Annotated in this window: 18 protein-coding genes and 1 tRNA gene; 3 read left to right on the top strand and 16 right to left on the bottom strand. The window is 70.6% G+C overall.

The window, feature by feature from the left end; genetic code table 11:
* Positions 1-16: 16 nt before the first annotated feature.
* The 11 genes from BKA10_RS02480 to BKA10_RS02430 all read right to left on the bottom strand — a co-directional run bounded on the left by BKA10_RS02480 (position 17) and on the right by BKA10_RS02430 (position 10,318).
* Complete coding sequence (locus tag BKA10_RS02480; protein ID WP_183498448.1) at positions 17-583, bottom strand: LemA family protein; 567 nt, start codon at positions 581-583, stop codon at positions 17-19.
* A 75-nt stretch (positions 584-658) separates the two neighbouring features.
* A complete protein-coding gene (locus BKA10_RS02475) occupies positions 659-1,972 on the bottom strand; it encodes a D-arabinono-1,4-lactone oxidase (RefSeq protein WP_183498447.1) in 1,314 nt (437 codons plus the stop codon).
* A complete protein-coding gene (locus BKA10_RS02470) occupies positions 1,969-3,204 on the bottom strand; it encodes an alanine racemase (protein WP_183498446.1) in 1,236 nt (411 codons plus the stop codon). The genes BKA10_RS02475 and BKA10_RS02470 overlap by 4 nt, the downstream gene beginning before the upstream one ends.
* Before the next feature lie 29 nt (positions 3,205-3,233).
* Positions 3,234-3,306 (bottom strand) — tRNA-Leu (locus tag BKA10_RS02465).
* Between the two features lie 87 nt (positions 3,307-3,393).
* A complete protein-coding gene (locus BKA10_RS02460; RefSeq protein WP_183501019.1) occupies positions 3,394-4,824 on the bottom strand; it encodes an NAD(P)/FAD-dependent oxidoreductase in 1,431 nt (476 codons plus the stop codon).
* A 31-nt stretch (positions 4,825-4,855) separates the two neighbouring features.
* Complete coding sequence (locus tag BKA10_RS02455) at positions 4,856-6,145, bottom strand: S8 family peptidase (protein WP_183498445.1); 1,290 nt, start codon at positions 6,143-6,145, stop codon at positions 4,856-4,858.
* Complete coding sequence (locus BKA10_RS02450; protein WP_183501017.1) at positions 6,145-6,648, bottom strand: DUF501 domain-containing protein; 504 nt, start codon at positions 6,646-6,648, stop codon at positions 6,145-6,147. The genes BKA10_RS02455 and BKA10_RS02450 overlap by 1 nt, the downstream gene beginning before the upstream one ends.
* Before the next feature lie 88 nt (positions 6,649-6,736).
* Positions 6,737-7,240 (bottom strand): FtsB family cell division protein, encoded by a 504-nt coding sequence (locus tag BKA10_RS02445; RefSeq protein WP_248199062.1) that lies wholly within the window; start codon positions 7,238-7,240, stop codon positions 6,737-6,739.
* Between the two features lie 28 nt (positions 7,241-7,268).
* Positions 7,269-8,549 (bottom strand): phosphopyruvate hydratase, encoded by a 1,281-nt coding sequence (gene eno / locus BKA10_RS02440; RefSeq protein WP_183498444.1) that lies wholly within the window; start codon positions 8,547-8,549, stop codon positions 7,269-7,271.
* Positions 8,550-8,669: 120 nt separating this feature from the next.
* On the bottom strand, positions 8,670-9,338 hold the full coding sequence (locus BKA10_RS02435) for an O-methyltransferase (protein WP_183498443.1): 669 nt from the start codon (positions 9,336-9,338) through the stop codon (positions 8,670-8,672).
* 26 nt (positions 9,339-9,364) lie between these two features.
* Positions 9,365-10,318 carry a CPBP family intramembrane glutamic endopeptidase gene (locus BKA10_RS02430; RefSeq protein WP_183498442.1) on the bottom strand — a complete coding sequence of 318 codons (954 nt, stop codon included), beginning with the start codon at positions 10,316-10,318 and terminating at the stop codon, positions 9,365-9,367.
* Between the two features lie 133 nt (positions 10,319-10,451).
* Here BKA10_RS02430 and BKA10_RS02425 point away from each other — a divergent pair, with 133 nt between their 5' ends.
* Together BKA10_RS02425 and BKA10_RS02420 are read left to right on the top strand one after the other, a co-directional pair.
* The gene (locus BKA10_RS02425) at positions 10,452-10,925 is read left to right on the top strand and encodes a DUF4442 domain-containing protein (RefSeq protein ID WP_183498441.1); all 474 of its coding nucleotides are present in this window, start codon (positions 10,452-10,454) and stop codon (positions 10,923-10,925) included.
* A gap of 56 nt (positions 10,926-10,981) precedes the next feature.
* A complete protein-coding gene (locus tag BKA10_RS02420; protein ID WP_183498440.1) occupies positions 10,982-12,247 on the top strand; it encodes an APC family permease in 1,266 nt (421 codons plus the stop codon).
* On the opposite strand, the gene BKA10_RS02415 is transcribed toward BKA10_RS02420, so the two are convergent.
* The 5 genes from BKA10_RS02415 to BKA10_RS02395 form a co-directional block, all read right to left on the bottom strand.
* Entirely contained in the window at positions 12,248-12,415 is a 168-nt protein-coding gene (locus BKA10_RS02415; protein WP_183498439.1) for a methionine/alanine import family NSS transporter small subunit, read from the bottom strand.
* Positions 12,412-13,992, bottom strand: coding sequence for a sodium-dependent transporter (locus BKA10_RS02410; protein WP_183498438.1), 1,581 nt, complete (start codon positions 13,990-13,992; stop codon positions 12,412-12,414). Before BKA10_RS02410 ends, BKA10_RS02415 begins: the two co-directional genes overlap by 4 nt.
* 292 nt (positions 13,993-14,284) lie before the next feature.
* Positions 14,285-15,550 (bottom strand): histidine--tRNA ligase, encoded by a 1,266-nt coding sequence (locus BKA10_RS02405; protein ID WP_206686834.1) that lies wholly within the window; start codon positions 15,548-15,550, stop codon positions 14,285-14,287.
* A gap of 31 nt (positions 15,551-15,581) precedes the next feature.
* On the bottom strand, positions 15,582-16,409 hold the full coding sequence (locus tag BKA10_RS02400) for a nucleoside triphosphate pyrophosphohydrolase (protein ID WP_241740033.1): 828 nt from the start codon (positions 16,407-16,409) through the stop codon (positions 15,582-15,584).
* Positions 16,370-17,524, bottom strand: a complete 1,155-nt coding sequence (locus tag BKA10_RS02395; RefSeq protein WP_183498436.1) for a Na+/H+ antiporter NhaA — start codon at positions 17,522-17,524, stop codon at positions 16,370-16,372. The genes BKA10_RS02400 and BKA10_RS02395 overlap by 40 nt, the downstream gene beginning before the upstream one ends.
* A gap of 108 nt (positions 17,525-17,632) precedes the next feature.
* Here BKA10_RS02395 and BKA10_RS02390 point away from each other — a divergent pair, with 108 nt between their 5' ends.
* Positions 17,633-20,299, top strand: a complete 2,667-nt coding sequence (locus BKA10_RS02390) for a phosphoenolpyruvate carboxylase (protein WP_183498435.1) — start codon at positions 17,633-17,635, stop codon at positions 20,297-20,299.

The raw sequence follows: 20,299 nt of genomic DNA, 5'->3' as shown, positions 1-20,299 counted from the left end.
CACGCCGGCCGCGGGTTCAGAACTGGATGCGTGGCGGCTCTGCGATGGCGGCGCCGTCGACGACCTCGAAGAACTCCCGCTCGGTGAAGCCGAGGTTGCGGGCGAACAGGTTGTTCGGGAACACCTTGATCTTGGTGTTCAGTTCGCGGACGCCGCCGTTGTAGAAGCGGCGGGACGCCTGGATCTTGTCTTCGGTGTCGACGACGGCCTGCTGCAGGTGCAGGAAGTTCTGGCTCGCCTGGAGCTGCGGGTAGGCCTCGGCGACGGCGAACAGCGACTTGAGCGCCTGCTGCATGTGGCCCTCTGCGACCCCGGCATCCGCCGGCGACGACACGGCCAGAGTCTCGGCGCGCGCCCGCGTCACGTTCTCGAACACGGCCTTCTCATGCGCCGCGTAGCCCTTCACCGCCTCGATGAGATTGGGCAGCAGATCAGCGCGCCGCTTCAGCTGGACCGTGATGTCGCTCCACGCCTCATCGACACGCACCTTCAGTGCGACCAGCGAGTTGTATGTCGCCCAGAGGTAGATGCCGACGATCACGACCAGACCGACGACGATCAGTACCGGGATCAGCCATTCCATAGCACTCCCATCGTTGTGCTCCAATCCTAACCGCGGTCGCCGTCGGCGACCGGCACGCAACCGATCTCCCAGCCGTTACCCACCGAGGACGCGGTCGAGATATGCGTTGCTGAACATGCGCGTCGGGTCGAGCCGGTCGCGCAGGGCGACGAAGTCATCGAAGCGCGGATAGCGCTCGCGCAGGGTCGCGGCGCGCTGGGTGTGCATCTTGCCCCAGTGCGGCCGTCCGTCGTGGGCGAGCATGATCTCCTCGACGGCGGCGAAGTACGCAGTCGGATCGGCGCGGAGGTAGCGGTGCACGGCGATGTAGCCGGTCTCACGACCGTGCGCCGTCGACAGCCACAGGTCATCGGCGGACGCCGTGCGCACTTCGACCGGGAACTCGATCCGCCACCCGCTGTCATCGATCAGCGTCCGCAGCTGCGTGAACGCCTCCCCCAGGCGCTCGACCGGCACGGCGTACTCCATCTCGCGGAATCGCACGCCGCGAGTGGTCGCGAACACCCGATCGGACCGGTCCGAGAAGGTGCGCTGCCCCCACACCGCCGCCGAGGCGCGGTTGATGGTGGGAACGAGCGGGGGAACGATCCGGCCCACGGTGCACACCGCCTGGTGGACAGCGGTGCCGATGAGCCGGTCGTCGACCCAGCGCCGCGCGGGTGAGAGGGGTTCGACGGGCTCGTCCGCCGGCATCCGGGCATTCGTCTTCGTCTGCGCGACGTCGGTATGCGGGAACCAGTAGAACTCGAAATGGTCGGCGGCGGCCGCCCGGTCCGTGAGGGTCAGCACGACGTCGTCGAGCGGCTCGGCCTGCTCGACAGCCCGCAGGCCGAACGCCGGCACGCACTGCAGCGTGACGTCCACGAGGATGCCGAGGGCCCCGAGGCCCAGTGCCACCGCGGGCAGCAGGTCGGTGTTCTCGTCGTCGTCGACGGTGAGCAGCTCTCCGTCGGCGGTGACCAGCGTGGCGGCGACGACCTGCGTGGCGATGCCGCCGAATGCGGATCCGGTGCCGTGGGTTCCGGTCGAGATGGCGCCCGAGATCGACTGCCGGTCGATGTCGCCCAGGTTTGCCATCGCGAGCCCGTAGGGCTTCAGCAGGGTGGGGATCCGGTGCAGCCGGGTGCCGGCGAGCAGCCTGACCCGCGATCGTTCACGGTCGACCGAGACCAGCCCGGACAGGTCACTGAGGTCGAGCAGAGTGCCCGGCGACACCGCGATGCCGCTGAAGCTGTGCCCTGCACCGATGGCCTTGACCTGCAGCCCGCGCGTGGCCGAGGACTGCACCGAGCGCCGCACGGCGGAGATGGTCGACGGAAACTCCACGCGGCGCGGGCGGACCTTCTCGGTGCGCGCCCAGTTCTCCCATGTGCCACCAGGACGCGTCATAGAAAGCTCTTCCCTTCGCCCCGGTACGTGGGCACCTCGCCGACAGTGCGGTCACCCGAGGTCAACACGTACCGGTCGGCGCGCTCGGCGAGCTCGCCGCTCTTGGCGTGCCGGAACCAGACCCTGTCGCCCACGCGGAGCGACCGCGCGGCGGCACCCTGCAGTGGCGTCTGGACTTCGCCGGCTCCTTCGCGGCCGAGGGTGCGCAGGCGCGGCGGCCACACCGGCACGGGCTGGCGCGATGCCACGGGCGGGCCGGAGGCGATCCAGCCGCCGCCGAGCACGGTGACGATGTCGGGAGCGGGCTTGCGCACCACCTCGAGAGCGAAGGCCGCCGCGGGCGCCGGTGTGAACGCGCGGTAGAGGTCGAACAGGTGCCCGGCGAGCAGTCCGCTGCCGGCGGTGGTCTCGGTGACGGATTGATCGGATGCCGTGGTCTCGAGCGAGCCGGTTCCCCCGCCGTTCACGAATTCCAGCGGCGCGATCTGCCGCAGCGCGGTGACGATCGCGGCGCGGCGCTGGCGCAGTTCCTCACCCGAGCGTCGCTGCATCCAGCGGATGACGGCATCTCCGGACCCGGTGTCGTCGGGCTGCCCGGCCAGCTGCGCTTCGTACATCATCAGGCCGACCAGGGCGAAGCCCGGGCGCTGCGCGATCGCGCGGCCGAGTCGGGCGACCTCGGGGGCATCGTGGACGGGTGAGCGCCGCACCCCGATGTGCCCGAGGACCGGGGCGCGCCAGGACGCGTCGGCGTCGATGGCGACGCGGATGGTCGGCCGTGAGCCGGGGGCGGCGACGGCGTCGACGAGGTCGAGCTGGGCGAGGTCGTCGACCATGAGGGTGATGCGCGCGGCAGCCTGCTCGTCGGCCATGAGCGCGGCGAGGGCCGCCCGGTCGGCCGTCGGATACCCGAGCACGATGTCGTCGCGCGTCTGGGCCAGCCACAGCGCCTCGGGCAGCGTGAAGGCGAGGATGCCGCGGTACCCCGGCATGGCGAGGGCGGCATCGAGCACCTCGCGCACCCGGATCGACTTGCTGGCCACCCGGATCGGCACGCCGCTCGAGCGCACGACCAGGTCGAGTGCGTTGTAGCGCAGCGCACCGACGTCGATCGCCGCCACCGGGCCGGACACGTCGGCGATGGCCGCCGTGCGGGCGGACCAGTAGGCGGCGGCATTCGTCCAGGGTTCGCCGGTCGCGACATCGGGCGCGGCGAGCAGGTCGAGGGTCATGGGCACCAGCCTACGGCGGGACCGCGTCGTACCCCCGGTGGGACTCGAACCCACACTGAAGCGATTTTAAGTCGCCTGCCTCTGCCATTGGGCTACGGGGGCCCTCCCCCGATTATCGCGTAGACCACCGCGTTGACGCATTTGCGCCCATGCACGCCGGAGCGGGCATGGGCGCAAATCGCAGGCGATCTACTTGGCGGCGGCGGCCTTCGCGGCGGGCGTCCTCGCTGCGGCCTTCGCGGCGGGAGCCTTCGCGGCCGGGGCCTTGGCGGCACCGGCATCCACCGCCTCGGGAGCAGCCGGACGCGGACGCGCGGCGAACTCCTCGAAGACGTAACGCGGGTTCTGCACCGTCTGCAGCGACACGTTGTCGCGGGTCAGCCAGAAGTTGTGCCACCAGTCGCCGATCACGCGCCACTTGCGCTCCCACGAGGGCATCGCCAGGCCGTGGTAGCCGCGGTGCGCGACCCAGGCGACGAAGCCCTTGAGCGCGAGGTCACCGGACTGGAAGACGCCGTTGTACAGGCCCAGGCCCGCAACGGCGCCGAGGTTCTTGTGGATGTACTCCTTGGGCAGTTCACCGCGCAGCACGGCGGTGAGGTTCTTCGCGAGCAGCTTCGCCTGGCGCACCGCGTGCTGGGCGTTGGGCACGCAGTACCCGCCGACGCCCTTGCCCGTCAGGTCGGGCACAGCTGAGACGTCACCGGCGGCCCAGGCGCCCTCGACGACCTCTTCCGGGGTTCCGACGCGCAGATCGGCGCGGGTGCGGATGCGGCCGCGCTCTTCGACGGGCAGGTCGCTGCCGCGCACGACGGTCGGGTTGGCCATGACGCCGGCGGTCCAGATGATCAGATCGGTCGGGATGACCTCGCCGGTCGACAGTTCGACGTTCCCGCCGACGGCGCCGGTGACCTGGGTGTCCAGGTGCACGTTCGCGCCGCGCTTTGCGAGGTCCTTCAGCACCCACTCGCTGGTCTTCTGCGAGACCTCGGGCATGATGCGCCCCATCGCCTCGATGAGGTGGAAGTGGGTGTCTTCGAAGCGGAGCTGCGGGTAGTCCTTGAGGAGCGAGGATGCCAGGGCGCGCACCTCGGCGAACACCTCGATGCCGGCGAAGCCGCCGCCGACGACGACGACCGACAGCAGCCGGTCGCGGTCGGGTCCGGGCGGCAGGTTGGACGCCTGGTCGAAGTTCGTGAGGATGCGGTCGCGGATCGCGACGGCCTCTTCGATCGTCTTCAGTCCGATCGCGTTGTCGGCGATGCCGGGGATCGGGAACGTGCGCGAGACGGCGCCGGCGGTGACGACGATCTGGTCGTACGCCTCTTCCCACCCTTCGCCCACGTCGGGCGTGATCGTGGCGACCTTGTTCGCGTGGTCGATGCCGGTCACCCTGGCGGTGATGATGCGGGTCTTCTTCAGGTGGCGGCGCAGCCCCACGATGACGTGCCGCGCCTCGATCTCACCGGCGGCGACCTCGGGCAGGAACGGCTGATAGGTCATGTACGGCAGCGGGTCGACGATGGTGACCTCCGCCTCGCCCTTGCGCAGCTGCTTCTCGAGTTTCCACGCGGTGTAGAACCCCGCGTAGCCGCCTCCGACGATCAGAATCTTGGGCACGGTGCTGGTCACTTCGGAAGAACTCCTTGATTCAACTGCTCGGCGTACGCGGGTCGCGCGCCGATCGAATGCGTCGGACAGCAGCAGTGACGCCGAGCCCCACCATTATAACCGCCAGGGTACCGGCCAGCAGTGGCACCGTTCCGTACATCAGCGTCTCCGCGCTCGGCAGCAGCGGAGACGAGGGGTCGCGCGGCGGGTCGGCGACCGGCAGCGACGGCACCTCGACAGGGGTCGCGGTGGGCTGCGGGGCGGGTTGGCCCGCGGCGCGACGGTACACCCGGATCCAGTCCGTCAGGCTGCCCATCGGGTTCGCCTCGACCGCCGGGACATTCGCCTCGACGGCCCGCGCCGCGTCGACGATGCCATAGCCGTAGAGCCGGTCCGGCACCGCGGTGGCTCCGGCTGCGGGCCGCGCGGTCTTGATGATCCGGTTGATGACGTTCGCGGCATCCAGCTCGGGGTGTGCGGCACGCACCAGCGCGGCGATCCCCGCCACGATCGGCGCCGCACCGCTGGTGCCCTTCCATTCGACGATCTGGCCGTTCGCCGACACGCCGAGCAGCTGCTCGCTGGGGGCCGAGATCCCCACCGTGATGCCCTGCGTCGACGCTTCCCTGCTCACCCGGCCGGACTTGTCGACCCCGGCGACCGTCAGCACGCCCGGGATGGTTGCGGGCGCCCCCACCCGCTCGGTGCCGGTGCCCCGGTTGCCGGCGGCGACGACCACGACGACGTCGTGCTCGTACGCGTACAGGAACGCCTCGTCCCAACTCTCGTCCCACTCCAGGGTGTTCGTCGTGAACGACAGGTTGATGACGTCGGCCCCGTTGTCGACCGCCCAATGCATCGCCTCCGCGACCTGATCGACGAAGGGGACCGATGCCGAGGAGCCGAACCCGATGGATCCCGACAGCAGCGTCGCCTCGGGGGCGACACCGATCATCCCGGTGTCCTCACCCGTGCCCCGGGCGGCTGCGAGCGATCCCACCCAGCTGCCGTGGTTGGCGTCGACCGCGCCGACGGGCGTGCGGCCGTCGGCCGCTCCGACGCCCGAGAAGTCCGCGCCGCCGCTCACCGCGCCCTCGAACTCGACCGGACCACGGGCGACGCCGGTGTCGATCACGGCGATCCGCACGCCTTTTCCACGCGTCGTCTCCCAGGCATCGGTGATGCCGTAGTCATCGAGCCAGTACTCGGCCGCGCGCACCGGATCGGGCGGGGGCGTCTGGGCGGGGGCGTCGGCGGGCGCCGCCGCCGCGCCGGTCAGGCCGATGACCGCGACGACGGTCGCGGCGACCACACCCCACGCGCGGCGCATCAGGTCAGCACCCTCGTGTCGTGCGCGCCCGCCGCGGCGGGGTTCGCGCACGTGCAACAGGCCGGCGACCAGTCCCCCCGGGCCAGTGCGCGATCGCCGATCGGGTTGACGCCGGGGCCGGCGGCCAATGCGTGCGCGGCCACCGCGTGCAGGCACTTCACACGCGTGGGCATGCCGCCCGCGGAGATGCCGGCGATCTCCGGCACATCACCGTGCGCAGCGCGATCGGCAAGGTACGCGGCGTGTGCGGCGGCATAGGCGGCAGTGAGCTCATCGTCGGCCGCGAGCTCATCGTTCAGCTCGCGCATGACCTGCGTCGCCTCGAGAGCCGACATGGCCGCCGTCGCGCCCGGGTGGGTGAGGTAGTAGAAGGTCGGGAACGGCGTACCGTCGGGCAGGCGCGGCTCGGTCGCCACGACCGTGGGGTTGCCGCAGACGCAGCGGGCCGCGATGCCGATGACCCCGCGCGCCGGACGTCCGAGCTGCTCGCGCAGGACCTGCATGTCGGGCGCGGTGGCAGGGGTCAGGGACGCGGGATGCACCGCACCAGGGTACCGGGCCGTTGCTGGACTGGTGCCGAACGCCGCCCGGTCAGGGCGTCGCGGGATCGGTGCCGGTGGCGCCGTCTCCCGTGACGCCGACGGATCGGGCGAGGCCCGCTCCGGTCACCGAGCGCACCAGCTGCGACATCCAGTCGTTCGTCGTCTCCTGCACGTCCTCGCTGACCGCCGCCTGCTCGGCGGGAACACTGCCGGCAGGCAGGTCGTCGTCGATGAGGTAGACCACCTCGCCCGGCCGCACGTAGTACAGCCGTTCGCGGGCCTGTGCGGTGATGTAGGCCGGATCCGACCACTGCTCCTGCTCGGCTTCGAGAGCGGCCACTTCGGTCTCGGTGAGTCGCACGCTCTCCTCGAGCGCAGCCACGCGCTGTCGCTGGTCGACGTAGGTTCCGATGGTCGGCACGAGCACCAGCGCCGCCAGCACGACGAGCCCCAGCATGATCCCGGTGAACGCCGACAGGCGCACCCGGCCGACCCAGTCGCGGACGTCGACCGTGGCCCGGGCATGCGAAGAGGGAGCCGTCGATTTCACCACGGCTCCCTCCTCTCGTCGCGTGTGCGGGTCAGCCCTTGAACCGGGGGAAGGCCCGGCGGCCGATGAACTCCGCCGCGTCACCCAGTTCCTCTTCGATGCGCAGAAGCTGATTGTATTTCGCCACACGCTCGCTGCGCGCGGGCGCGCCGCTCTTGATCTGACCCGAACCGGTGGCCACCACCAGATCGGCGATCGTGGTGTCCTCGGTCTCGCCGGAACGGTGCGAGAGCATCGCGGTGTACCCGGCGCGGTGGGCCACGTCCACGGCATCCAGCGTCTCGGAGAGGGTTCCGATCTGGTTGACCTTCACCAGCAGCGAGTTCGCCACGCCGAGGTCGATGCCCTTGCGCAGGCGCTCGGGGTTGGTCACGAACAGGTCGTCTCCGACGATCTGCACCTTCGAGCCCAGCTTGTCGGTGAGGGCCTTCCAGGCGTCCCACGAGTCCTCATCGAGCGGGTCCTCGATCGTGACGATCGGGTACGACGCGACGAGGTCGACGTAGTAGTCGGTGAGCGCATCGGCCGTCCACGGCTTGCCCTCGAAGGTGTAGGTGCCGTCGTCGTAGAACTCGGTCGCGGCGACATCCATGCCCAGCGCGATGTCGGCGCCCGGCGTGAAGCCGGCCTTCTCGATCGACCGCATGAGGAAGTCGAGGCCCTCGCGGTTGCTGGGCAGGTCGGGCGCGAAGCCGCCCTCATCGCCCAGACCGGTAGCGAACCCGGCCGCCTTCAACTCGCCCTTCAGCACGTGGTACACCTCGGTGCCCCAGCGCAGCGCCTCGGAGAACGTCTCGGCGCCGATGGGCGCGAGGAAGAACTCCTGGCAGTCGATGCCGTTGTCGGCGTGCGAGCCGCCGTTGATGACGTTGAACAGCGGCACGGGGAGGATGTGCGCGTTCGGGCCGCCGAGGTAGCGGAACAGCGGCAGGTCGGCGCTGTCGGCGGCGGCCTTGGCCACCGCCAGGCTCACGCCGAGGATCGCGTTCGCGCCCACGCGCGACTTGTTGTCGGTGCCGTCGGTCTCGATCAGGATCTCGTCGATGACCCGCTGGTCGCTCGCGTCGATGCCCTCGATGGCGGGGCCGAGCTCATCGATGACGGCGTCGACGGCCTTGAGCACGCCCTTGCCGCCGTACCGGCTCTTGTCGCCGTCGCGCAGCTCATACGCTTCGAACGCGCCGGTGGATGCGCCGGAAGGGACGGCCGCGCGCTGGACGATGCCATCGTCGAGCAGCACCTCCACTTCGATGGTCGGGTTGCCACGCGAATCCAGGATCTCGCGTGCGCCTACAGCCTCGATCAGTGCCACAGGGGACTCCTTGCTTGTGGAGGATGATTCTCGGAGCGTCGTCGGTCCGCCCCTGAGTCTAGTGATGTGGATGCCGCGGCCGCAGGCCCCGGGGCCGTGCCTGCCGTCCGGGTGCGCCGGTCAGACCACGAGGGCGATCGCGACGCCGTCCCAGCCCTTCGCATCGAGGGTCTGCAGCGCCGTCGCGTCGAAGCGCGGGTCGGTGGCGAGCATCTCCAGGCCGTTGCGCGTTCCGACCACGTCGGACCTGGTCTCGTCCGGGTCGGCGACCGCTCCCCCGCGGCCCACGTTGTCGACGACGACGACCGTTCCCGGTCGGCCCAGGCGTGCTGCCCAGTCGAGGTAGATGGTGTTGGACTGCTTGTCTGCGTCGATGAAGACGAAGTCGAACGGCTCGCCGCCCGCGAGCGTCGGAAGCACGTCGGCGGCGCGGCCCTGAAGGATCTCGACGCGGTCGCCGACGCCGGCCGCGTCGAGATTCTCGCGTGCGACACGGGCGTGCTCGGGCTCGGCCTCGATCGTGGTCACGCTGCCGCCGTCCGGCAGCGCCCGGGCGAGCCACGTGGTCGAGTAGGCGCCGAGCGTGCCGACCTCGAGGATGCGCCGGGCACCCGAGATCCGCACGAGCAGGTGGAGCAGCTTGCCGTTGACGGGTGCCACTTCGATCGCCGGGAGTCCTGCCGCACGCTGCCGGGCGACACCGGCCTCCAGCGTCGGGTCGTGGCCGACCAGGGTGTCGGCGAAGTAGCGGTCGACGGCCTGCCAGCCGTCGGGGGTGGGATCGGTCATGCGTTCAGCCAACCGCCCCAGCCGCGTCAGCGCAACGGGTGGACGGGTTCGAGCCGCGTAGAGCGGAACTGACCGGTGAGCACCAGCACGCCGGCGACCAGGGCGAGGACGACCCACGACACGACGCCGAGAGGGCCGACCAGCCCCATGTCCGGCAGCTCGCCGGCGGCGATGAGCAGGACGACGAGCCCGCCCACGGCGTTGAGGGATCCGTGCGCGAGGGCCGCCGGCCAGACCGACGCGCTGCGCAGGCGCAGCCATCCCAGCAGCACGCCCCACGCCACGCATCCGCCGACCATGAGCAGCAGGCCGACCAGGTCAGGACGAGCGAAGTTGTAGCCGAGCAGAATGACGGGCGCGTGCCACAGACCCCACAGGACGCCGACGATCAGCAGCGCGGGCCACGTGCCCAGCGGTCGCAGGGCAGTGAGCAGCCAGCCTCGCCAGCCGATCTCCTCACCGGCCGCGGGGACCACGTTGATGATCGCCCCGACGGGGATCATCGCCAGCTGGGCGATCACCAGCACCTGGACCGGAGGCATCGGCGTTCCCTCCGGGACGAGCGCCGACAGCTGCTCGGCGAACCCCGAGAACCCGACCAGATCGAGGCGGATGAGGCCGACGGCGCCGGCGATCAGCGCGACCAGCGCGACGATCACGATCGGGGCGACCAGGGCGATCGCGAGCATCCCGATGAACCGGCCGGCGGGGCGCAGCGGCCATATGCCGAGGAAGCGCAGTCGGCCGGCGCGCGGGGCTTTCAGCGCGAAGACCACGAACAGCGTGGCCAGCGTCGGGCTGAGCATCATGACCATCAGCAGCGGCGTCGTCCACGGGCTGGCCAGGCCGCCGTCGAGCCACAGCGGCAGCGCGACCAGCCAGGCGAGGCCGAACGAGAGGACGACGAACCACGCGACGGGGACCCAGGGCACGCGATGCTGTCCGGCAGCGCTCACCGCGGCCGGCTCGGTCTCGATCATCGGCGCGCTCCTCCCCGAGGGAGCAGCCGGCGTGCGAAGGGCGGGGAGTGCGTCGTCATGCCTCCAGTAGATCATTTGTCGCTCCCCGACAATCGACGTGCACGGCGTCCGCCCGATCGGGCACACTCTGCGGATGCGCATCACTCCCCGCCGCCTCGCGATCGGCATGAGCCTGTGGATCCCCAATCTGTTCAGCGGTATCCGCATCAAGAGGTTCTCCGACGACTGGACGCACGCGACCGTGCAACTGCACGTCAACGTCTTCACCCGCAATTACGTGAAGACCGCGTTCGGCGGGTCGATGTCGGCGATGACAGACCCGTACTTCTTCATGCTCGTCATGCATCAGCTCGGGCGCGACTACGTCGTGTGGGACACGCGGGGCGAGATCGAGTTCGTCAAACCCGGTCGCGGCGTACTCACCGCCCGCTTCGAGGTGTCGCGCGAGAAAGCGGATGACCTGCGAGAGCGTGCGACCGGCGGCGCGAAGGTTCTCGAATGGTTCGAGACCGAGATCACGGATGCCGCGGGCGACACGGTGGCCCGGGTACGCCGCGAGGTATACATCCGTGAGAAGAAGCGCGTGACGCACGCGACCGCCGACTGAAGGCACACCACGCGCATCCATACGCGCCCGTCACCCGCCTCCGCTATGGTGCGCGCATGACGACACCCGCCCTGTCGCGCCGACTCGGACTCGGCGATGCGGTCTTCATCGGGCTGGGCTCGATGATCGGCGCCGGCGTGTTCGCGGCGTTCGCACCGGCGGCCGGCGCCGCCGGCACAGGACTGCTCGTCGGGCTCGCGATCGCGGCCGTGGTCGCATTCGGCAACGCCACCTCGACCGCCCAGCTCGCCGCGGTCCACCCGACGTCGGGCGGTGTGTACGCGTACGGGCGCGCCGAGCTCGGCCCGTGGTGGGGCTACATCGCGGGGTGGGGCTTCGTCGTGGGCAAGATCGCCAGCTGTGCGGCGATGGCGCTGACCTTCGCCGCTTACGCCGTGCCGCCCGCTTGGCAGCGGCCCGTCGCGATTGCGGCGGTCGTCTGCCTGGGAGCGGTGAACTGGTTCGGAGTCACGCGGACCGCACAGGTCACGCGCGCCATCGTGGTCGTCGTCCTCCTCGCGCTCGCCGTCGCCGTCGCTGCTTCGGCCGCGGCATCCGGGTCCTCCGACCCCCTCACCGCGGGGTCGTTGTGGGTCGGCGGCTGGTACGGCGTCCTGCAGTCGGCGGGTCTGCTCTTCTTCGCGTTCGCCGGGTATGCGCGCATCGCGACGATGGGCGAGGAGGTCCGTGATCCGGCCCGCACGATTCCGCGCGCCATCGTCCTGGCCTTCGCGGGCGCGCTGATCGTCTACGCGGCGGTGGCCGTCGCCGTCCTGTCAGTGCTCGGCGCCGACGGGACGGCAGCCTCGGCCGATCCGATCGCCGCGGCCGTGGCCGCGTCGGGGTGGACCTGGGCGGAGCCGATCGTGCGGGTGGGGGCGGCGGCGGCATCGCTGGGCGCCCTGCTCGCACTGATCGCAGGCGTTGGCCGCACCGGCTTCGCCATGGCCCGGGCCGGTGACCTGCCGTCGTGGCTGGCAGCCGTCCACCCGCGCTGGCAGGTGCCGCACCGCGCCGAAGTCGCCGCCGTGCTCCTCGTCATCATCGCCGTGGTGCTGGTCGATCTGCGGGGCGCGATCGGGTTCTCATCGTTCGGCGTCCTGCTCTACTACCTCGTCGCGAATATCGCGGCGTACCGGCAGCGCGGGGCGGCGCGACGGTACCCGCACCTCCTGCAGTTCGTCGGCGCGATCGGATGCGTGGGGCTCGGCCTCACGTTGCCGTGGCAGAGCGTCGTCGCGGGCGTGGCCGTGGTCGTCGTGGGGGTCGTCTACCGGCTGCTGGTGCTGCTGCAGCGCGGCCGGCCGGACGCGACCGGGTGATCAGGTGTCGTGTTCGATGATCCCGACATCCTCCCGGTGATCATCGACACCGCCGGGCGGATACCGGTCGACCTCGGACTGCCGACGCAGCATGACCGCGCTGACGACCAGGCCGCCCCAGACCAGAACGATCGAGACGATGAGGAACACGATCGCAATGGCGGTCATGACCCGCGCTCCTTCGCATAATGGACCGGCAGTTCCGGCCACGGGCGGAAGTCGTCGGGCGATCGCCGCCACGGCAGCAGCGTGGCCACCACAGCGATGACGACGATGACGAGGACCGCACCCCAGCCGAACAGGGTGAGGTACCAGGCGGGCAGGCCCGAGTATCCCTCCACGATCAACGTGATGATCCGCGAGATCAGCATGTAGCCCAGCACGATCGGCACCAGCACGGACACGAGGAAGATCCACGAGCGACCGACCTTGAAGGTGGAGATCGCATTGAGGTGGTCCCGCAGTTCGGGGCCGCGGCGGAGCACCCACATCAGGAGGATCGTCGTGATCACGGCGGACGCCACGATTCCGACGTTGTTTGCCCATTGGTCGACCACGTCCAACGCGAGCAACCCGGTCGTGGTCGAGAACCCGAAGATCGACAGAACCGCCGAGACGCCGCCGACGCTGACGGCCGCCGCGCGCACAGAGAGACCGAACTTCTCCTGCACGGCCGCCGACACCACCTGCAGCACCGACACGAGCGAGGTGAATCCCGCCAGCGCCAGTGAACCGAAGAACAGGCAGCCGAACAACGCACCCCCGGGCATCTGCGACACGATCGCGGGGAACGTCATGAACGACAATCCGACGCCGGTGAGCCTGTCGAGCTCGTCGACGGCCACACCCTGCTGAAAGGCGAAGTAGCCCAGGGTGGCGAACACGCCGATGCCCGCCAGGATCTCGAACGACGAGTTCGCGAAAGCGACCACGAGGCCAGGCCCGGTCAGGTTCGAACGACGCCGGCGGTACGACGCGTAGGTGATCATGATGCCGAACGCGATCGACAGCGAGAAGAAGATCTGGCTGTAGGCGGCGATCCAGACGTTCGGGTCGGCGAGCGCCGCGAAGTCGGGGGTGAACAGCGCGTTGAGTCCTTCGGCGGCGCCGTCGAGGAACAGCGCGCGCACGACCAGGGCGAGGAACGCGACCAGCAGCACCGGCAACGCCCACGTGTTCGCTCGCTGCAGTCCCTTCGCGACGCCGCCGGCCAGCACGATGATCGTCACGATCCAGACCAGAACCAGCGGGATGAGCACCCCGGGAACGAAGTCGAGGCTGAATCCGGGCTCGCTCACGCGCAGATAATCAGCGGTGAAGAACCCCACGGCATCGTCGCCCCAGCGCAGATCGAACGAGAACACGAAGTAGCTGACGGCCCACGCGATCACGACCGTGTAGTAGAGACCGATCACGAATGCGATCGCCACCTGGAACCATCCCAGCGACTCAAGCCCTCGGCCCGTGCGCCCGCCCAGGCGCCGGAACGCAGTCGGAGCGGAGCCGCGGAACCGGTGCCCGATCGCGTAGTCGAGGAAGAGGATCGGGATGCCGGCTGTCAGCAGCGCCACGAGGTACGGGATGAGGAAGGCTCCCCCGCCGTTCTCGTAGGCGACGCCCGGGAACCGCCAGATGTTGCCGAGACCGACCGCCGAGCCGATGGCGGCGATGATGAACCCGATCTGACCGGTCCACTGCTCGCGCGGCGCACGGGTCTGAGCGGACTGGGGTGTCGCATCGGCCATGGCATTCCTCCGCTCCCGGCAGGCGATACGCAGAGCGTCGCGCGCCGTGACGGCACGCTACCACCGGCGTGATCACCGCCGAAAGGCCACCCGCTGCGCCGCCCCACCCGCTGCGCCGCCCCACCCGCTGCGCCGCCCCACCCGCTGCGCCGCCCCACCCGCTGCGCCGCCCCACCCGCGAGAGAACAGTGGGCCGCCGAGAGAACGGGTGACACCCGTTCTCTCGTCCGCGAGTTGTTCTCTCGCCGAGGGTGGGGCCGGCGGGGCCGGCGGGGACGGCGGGGACGGCGCGTCAGCCCAACGGGCGCAGGTCCAGCTCCGCGCGTGGCGTGCCGCGCGACACCGTGGCGAACGTCGAGTATCCGTCCGCACCGGCGCGCTCCAGGAGCGCCTTGAGGTTCTTCGTGCGCTGTTCGAGGCGCACGCGGGAACCCTCGGCGACCAGTGCCGCCTTCAGCGCGACGAGTTCGGCGACGGGCACGTCGCGATCGTGGACCAGCACGATGGAGGAACCGGCATCCACTTCGCCCTCAGGGACGAGGTCGACGAGTCGCTCGAAGCCGAACGAGAACCCCACGGCAGGCACGTCCTGCCCGAGGAAGCGGCCGATCATGCCGTCGTAGCGTCCGCCGCCGCCGAGCGAGTAGTCGACCGACGGGTGGGCGAGCTCGAAGATCGTGCCGGTGTAGTAGCCCATGCCGCGCACGAGGAACGGGTCGAAGACGAGTGGCACGCCGCCGAGCGAATCGGCGCCGCGGGCCGCGGCCACGGAGTCGCCGATGCCGACCAGGTGGGCGATGACGCCGTCGGGCACGCCTTCCGGCAGCGCCTTGCGGATCTGCCCCTCGCCGAACGGGCGGTACTCGAGGGTCTCCGGCCGCAGCAGGAAGGCCCCGAATGCCGCGACCGCCTCGGGAGTCGTGCCGCGCTCGGTGAGTTCGGCGATGACGCCGTCGGATCCGATCTTGTCGAGCTTGTCGATCGTGATGAGCACGCCCGGGCGCTCGTCGGCGGCGAACCCGAAGACATCAAGCATCGCGTCGAGCGCGCGGCGGTCGTTGATGCGGATCGAGCCGCCCTCGAGGCCCAGCGCGTCGAGCGTGTCGAGGCTCGCGACGAGCAGCTCCGCTTCGGCTCGCGCGGTGGCATCGCCGATGATGTCGATGTCGCACTGCACGAACTGCCGGTAGCGCCCCTTCTGCGGGCGTTCGGCGCGCCACACCGGCGCGATCTGGATCGACCGGAAAACCGTCGGCAGCTGGCCGCGATGGGTTGCGTAGAACCGCGCGAGCGGCACGGTGAGGTCATAGCGCAGGCCCAGGTCGCTGAGCTGGGCGGGGTCGCCGGCGGCGGCACGGATCGCCTCGGCATCCATCCCGCGCTTGAGGACGTTGAACGCGAGCTTCTCGTTGTCGCCGCCGATGCCGGCGTGCAGCCGGGCGTAGTCCTCGACGACGGGCGTCTCGATCTCGTCGAACCCGTGGGCACGGTAGCGCTCGCGGATCACGCCGAGCACGCGCTCGCGACGGGCCTTGTCAGCGGGGAGGAAGTCGCGCATGCCGCGCGGCGGGTTCACGGATGCCACTGGGCTATTCTTCCAGGTCCGCGGCGCCTGCCTCAGCGGCGCGGATCTCGTCCTCGAGCCCGCGCAGTCGCTCGCGCAGGGCGCGCTCGGCGTCCCACCCGTTCTCACGGGCCGCCGCGACGAGCGCGAGCAGCGCGTCTCCGAGCTCAGCCTCGGTTCGCGGCCCCGCCCCTTCCCCGCGCCCCGCCCCTTCCCCGCGAGAGAACACCTCGGCGCCGAGAGAACGGGTGATAACCGTACTCTCGTCCACCCGTTGTTCTCTCGCGGGCGGGAGTGCGGGCGCGAGTGCGGGCGCGGGTGGGAGTGCGGGTGCGGGTGGGGTCGGAGGGGACAGCAGGGCGCGGGCGGCGCGGGACAGCAGCTTCTGAGCGAGCGCGAGGGACGGCATGTGATGAGACACGCCGTCCAGCACACTCGTGCGGGCGCGCTTCTCGGCGACCTTGGCGGCATTCCAATGGATCAGCACCTCTTCGGGTGTGGTGGCGACGGCGTCGCCGAAGACATGGGGATGCCGGCGCACCATCTTCTCGGTCAGGCCCCGCGCCACATCGTCGATGTCGAACGGGCTCACCGCGTCGCGAGAGGCGATCTCGGCGTGGAACAGCACCTGCCACAGCAGATCGCCCAGCTCTTCGCGCAGGTCGTCGCGGGAGCCCGTCTCGACGGCGTCGATGAGCTCGGCGGACTCCTCGATGAGATAGGGCACGAGCTCGCGGTGGGTCATCTGCTGCGACCACACGCAGCGATCGCGCACCGCGTGCATCGTCTCGGCGGCCGTGCGCAGCGGATCGGTCATGCCGTCGCCGGGACGGGGTGGTGTCGGTAGTGCCATGACCGCCACGATACGAGCACGCCGGCCAGAATGAGCGACACGGTCGATCCGAGCAGCACGCCGAGGGTCGCCTGATCGCGGATGCCGGGCGCGCCGGCGAACGCCAGCTCTGCCAGCAGCAGCGACACCGTGAATCCGATGCCGCCGAGGGCCCCGGCGGCGATCAGGTCGCCGAGCGGAAGGCGCTCGTCACCCTCCTTGTGGCCGACCCGCTGCGAGATCCAGCCGGCCGCGGTGATGCCGATGATCTTGCCCACCGGCAGCGCCACCAGTATGCCCCAGAACGCCGGCGACAGCTCGCGCGGCGACACCGCCGGGATGACCACGAGCGCCGACGAGAATGCGAACAGCGGCAGCACGAGGCCGTTCACCCAGGGTTCGAGCACATGACGCACGCGCAGTGCCGGCGTCTGGAACATGGCCAGGCCCAGCGCGACGCCCGCGATGGTGGCGTGGATGCCGGACTCGTAGACGAAGTACCAGGTGGCCACCGCGACCAGGCCCATCGCGATCGCGACCGGGACGCGTGCGCGCGTGTCGAGCAGCCGGCTGAGCACGGCGAACACGGCGAGCGCGACGGTGGCGGCCACGATCATCGCGAAGTCGACGTCGGAAGTGAACAGGACCGCGATGAACACGATGCCTACGATGTCGTCGAGTATCGCGAGCGCCAGCAGGAAGATGCGCAGGCCCGACGGCAGCCCGCGCCCGAACACCGCGAGCACCCCGAGGGCGAACGCGATGTCGGTCGCCGTCGGGATCGGCCACCCGGCCGCCGCCTCGGTCCCGTGTGCGAACAGGACGTACACGATGATCGGCACCAGCACGCCGCCGGCCGCGGCGATCGCCGGCTGCAGCGCCTTGCGCGGTGAGTTCAGCTGGCCGTTCGTGAGCTCGAACTGCAGCTCGACGGCGACGACGAAGAAGAAGACCGCCAGCAGCGCGTCGGCGATCCAGTGGCCGGCCGACAGTTCGAACACGCCGGGGACGCCCAGATGGACGGCCTTCAGCTCCGCCGCGCCGGGGCCTGCCGCAGAGTTCGCGACGATGAGTCCCGCCGCCGCGGAGGCGAGCAGCATGACGGCGGGGAAACGTGCGGAGCGGAGCAGACTCATGCGGGATCTTTCGGGGTCGGGAGACGAGTGCCGACCAGACTTCCCGGCTCACCGTCTCCGAGCGTAACGCGTACGGGCGCCCGCCGAGGGGCGATTAGCGTTGAGGTCATGCCTGAACTCACCCGCACCGAAGCCCTCGACCTCGTCGGCCGGGGCGATGCCGAGCAGGAACTGCCCGACCAGATGCGCTCGGATGTGCGCCTGCTCGGCAGCCTGCTGGGGCGGATCCTCCGCGAAAGCGGATCACCCGGACTGTTCGAGGACGTGGAGCGCCTGCGCCGCGCGACGATCGACGCGTACACCGACGAGTCGGCCGAGGCGTTCGCCCATGCCGCCCGTATCGCCGAGTCGTTCTCCGTCGAGCGCGCGCACGAGGTCGCCCGCGCCTTCACGGTGTACTTCCACCTGGTCAACCTCGCCGAGGAGCACCAGCGCGTGCGCATCCTCCGCGAGCGCGACGGCCGGCCCGACCCGACCGATGCCGGGGACTCGATCACCTCGGCGTTCGCCCAGCTTTCTGCCGAGATCGGCGAGGAGGCCGCCCGCCGGCGACTGCAGGAGCTGCGCTTCCACCCCGTCTTCACCGCTCACCCGACAGAAGCGCGGCGGCGGGCCGTGTCCAGCAGCATCCGCCGCACCGCGCAGCTGCTGCGCGAGTACGACGGCGCACTCCCCCACTCCACCGACCGGCGGCGTGCCGAACGGCGCCTGCTCGAGGAGATCGACACCCTGTGGCGCACCGCCCCGCTGCGGGCCGCCAAGCCCACTCCCGTCGACGAGGTCCGCGCGATCATGGCCGTCTTCGACGAGACGCTCTACACCGCGATCCCTCACGTGTATCGCCGGGTCGACGACTCCCTGCAGGGGGTGGATGCCGGAGCCCGCGCGCCCATCGTCCGCCCGTTCGTCCGGCTGGGCACCTGGGTCGGCGGCGACCGCGACGGCAACCCGTTCGTGACGACCTCGGTCACGAAGAAGGCGGCATCCATCGCCTCCGAGCACGTCCTCCGCGGGCTCGAGCACAGCGCCGAGCGCATCGCCCGCACGGTGACCACCTCCGCCGACACGACGCCGGTCAGCGCCGAGCTCACCGCACTGTGGCAGCGGCTCGCTGCCGCCGACGAAGACGGCGCGGCCGATGCACACAAGCGCGCCGCCGGCGAACCGCACAAGGCGGTCCTGCTGCTGCTGACCCGCCGCATCAAGGCCACGCGTACCCGCAACGCAGACCTCGCCTACGGCGACCCCGAGCACCTGCTGGCCGATCTGGGGATCGTGCAGGACTCGCTGGCCGCTGCCGGTGCACCACGGCAGGCATTCGGACACCTGCAGCAGCTGCTCTGGCAGGTCGAGACGTTCGGGTTCCACCTCGCCGAGCTCGAAGTGCGGCAGCACTCCGCGGTGCACGCGAAGGCCCTTGCCCAGTGCCGTGCCGGCGGCGTGCTGAGCGAGCAGACCGCCGAGGTGCTCGAGGTCTTCCGCGGCATCGCGCAGATCCAGCACCGGTACGGTCCACGCGCGGCCGGCCGGTACATCGTGTCGTTCACGCAGTCCGCCGACGACCTCGCGGCCGTCCATGAGCTGGCGCGGTACGCGGTCGGGGACCACGGCACCCTCCCGGTGCTCGACGTCATCCCGCTGTTCGAGACGTTCGCCGATCTGCAGGCCGCGCCGGGCATCCTCGCCGAGATCGTCGAGCACCCCGCGTTCGCCGCGCGCCTGGCCGAAACCGGCGCCAAGCTGGAGGTGATGCTCGGCTACTCCGACTCCTCGAAGGACGTCGGGCCGGTCGCCGCGAACCTCGCGCTCTACGAGGCCCAGGCGCTGATCTCGGCGTGGGCGCAGGAGCGCGGCATCGTGCTCACCCTGTTCCACGGCCGCGGCGGCGCGCTCGGCCGCGGCGGCGGGCCGGCGAACTCCGCGATCCTCGCGCAGCCGCCGTACTCGGTCGACGGGCGGTTCAAGCTCACCGAGCAGGGTGAGGTCATCTTCGCCCGCTACGGCGAGCCGGCCATCGCGATGCGGCACATCGATCAGGTCGTGGCGGCCACCCTCCTGGCATCCGCCCCCTCGAACGAGCAGCGCAACCGCGATGCGGCAGCCCGCTTCGCGCCGGTGGCGCACGCGATGGACGCCGCCTCGCGCGCGCGGTTCTTCGAACTCGTGAAGGCCGACGGCTTCGCCGCGTGGTTCGCCACCGTGACGCCCATGGAGGAGGTGGGTCTGCTCCCCCTCGGCTCACGCCCCGCGCGCCGCGGCCTGTCGGTGGAGTCGCTCGAGGATCTGCGCGCGATCCCGTGGGTGTTCGCCTGGTCGCAGGCGCGCATCAACCTGGCCGGCTGGTTCGGTCTCGGCACGGCGCTCGAGGCCGTCGGCGACGAGGCGCTGCTGCGCGATGCCTACGCGCAGTGGCCGCTGCTGCGCACCGTGATCGACAACGTCGCGATGAGCCTGGCCAAGTCCGACGCCCGCATCGCCCGACGCTACCTCGACCTCGGCGACCGGCCGGATCTCGCCGAGCTCGTGATGGCCGAGATGGCCCTCACCCGCCAGTGGGTGGTGCGCATCGCCGGCGGCGGAGAGCTGCTGGCGAACAAGCCCGTGCTGCAGCGCGCCGTGAAGATGCGCAGCCCCTACGTCGATGCGCTGTCGCTGCTGCAGCTGCGCGCCCTGCGCACCCTGCGCGGCGTCGAGGGCGAGGCGCCCCAGGAATGGCAGCGCCTGCTGCTGCTGTCGGTGTCCGGGGTCGCGGCGGGACTCCAGAACACCGGGTGA

Origin of the sequence: Microbacterium invictum (assembly GCF_014197265.1) — a bacterium.
Taxonomy (GTDB): domain Bacteria; phylum Actinomycetota; class Actinomycetes; order Actinomycetales; family Microbacteriaceae; genus Microbacterium; species Microbacterium invictum.
This window is presented reverse-complemented; position numbering and strand designations above follow the sequence as displayed.

Excerpts from the sequence above, each read along its gene's own strand:
- BKA10_RS02480 (WP_183498448.1), bottom strand. The coding sequence starts at position 583 with ATGGAATGGCTGATCCCGGTACTGATCGTCGTCGGTCTGGTCGTGATC.
- BKA10_RS02475 (WP_183498447.1), bottom strand. The coding sequence starts at position 1,972 with ATGACGCGTCCTGGTGGCACATGGGAGAACTGGGCGCGCACCGAGAAG.
- BKA10_RS02470 (WP_183498446.1), bottom strand. The coding sequence starts at position 3,204 with ATGACCCTCGACCTGCTCGCCGCGCCCGATGTCGCGACCGGCGAACCC.
- BKA10_RS02455 (WP_183498445.1), bottom strand. The coding sequence starts at position 6,145 with ATGCGCCGCGCGTGGGGTGTGGTCGCCGCGACCGTCGTCGCGGTCATC.
- BKA10_RS02450 (WP_183501017.1), bottom strand. The coding sequence starts at position 6,648 with ATGCAGGTCCTGCGCGAGCAGCTCGGACGTCCGGCGCGCGGGGTCATC.
- BKA10_RS02435 (WP_183498443.1), bottom strand. The coding sequence starts at position 9,338 with ATGACCGATCCCACCCCCGACGGCTGGCAGGCCGTCGACCGCTACTTC.
- BKA10_RS02430 (WP_183498442.1), bottom strand. The coding sequence starts at position 10,318 with ATGATCGAGACCGAGCCGGCCGCGGTGAGCGCTGCCGGACAGCATCGC.
- BKA10_RS02425 (WP_183498441.1), top strand. The coding sequence starts at position 10,452 with ATGCGCATCACTCCCCGCCGCCTCGCGATCGGCATGAGCCTGTGGATC.
- BKA10_RS02420 (WP_183498440.1), top strand. The coding sequence starts at position 10,982 with ATGACGACACCCGCCCTGTCGCGCCGACTCGGACTCGGCGATGCGGTC.
- BKA10_RS02415 (WP_183498439.1), bottom strand. The coding sequence starts at position 12,415 with ATGACCGCCATTGCGATCGTGTTCCTCATCGTCTCGATCGTTCTGGTC.
- BKA10_RS02410 (WP_183498438.1), bottom strand. The coding sequence starts at position 13,992 with ATGGCCGATGCGACACCCCAGTCCGCTCAGACCCGTGCGCCGCGCGAG.
- BKA10_RS02405 (WP_206686834.1), bottom strand. The coding sequence starts at position 15,550 with ATGCGCGACTTCCTCCCCGCTGACAAGGCCCGTCGCGAGCGCGTGCTC.
- BKA10_RS02400 (WP_241740033.1), bottom strand. The coding sequence starts at position 16,409 with ATGGCACTACCGACACCACCCCGTCCCGGCGACGGCATGACCGATCCG.
- BKA10_RS02395 (WP_183498436.1), bottom strand. The coding sequence starts at position 17,524 with ATGAGTCTGCTCCGCTCCGCACGTTTCCCCGCCGTCATGCTGCTCGCC.
- BKA10_RS02390 (WP_183498435.1), top strand. The coding sequence starts at position 17,633 with ATGCCTGAACTCACCCGCACCGAAGCCCTCGACCTCGTCGGCCGGGGC.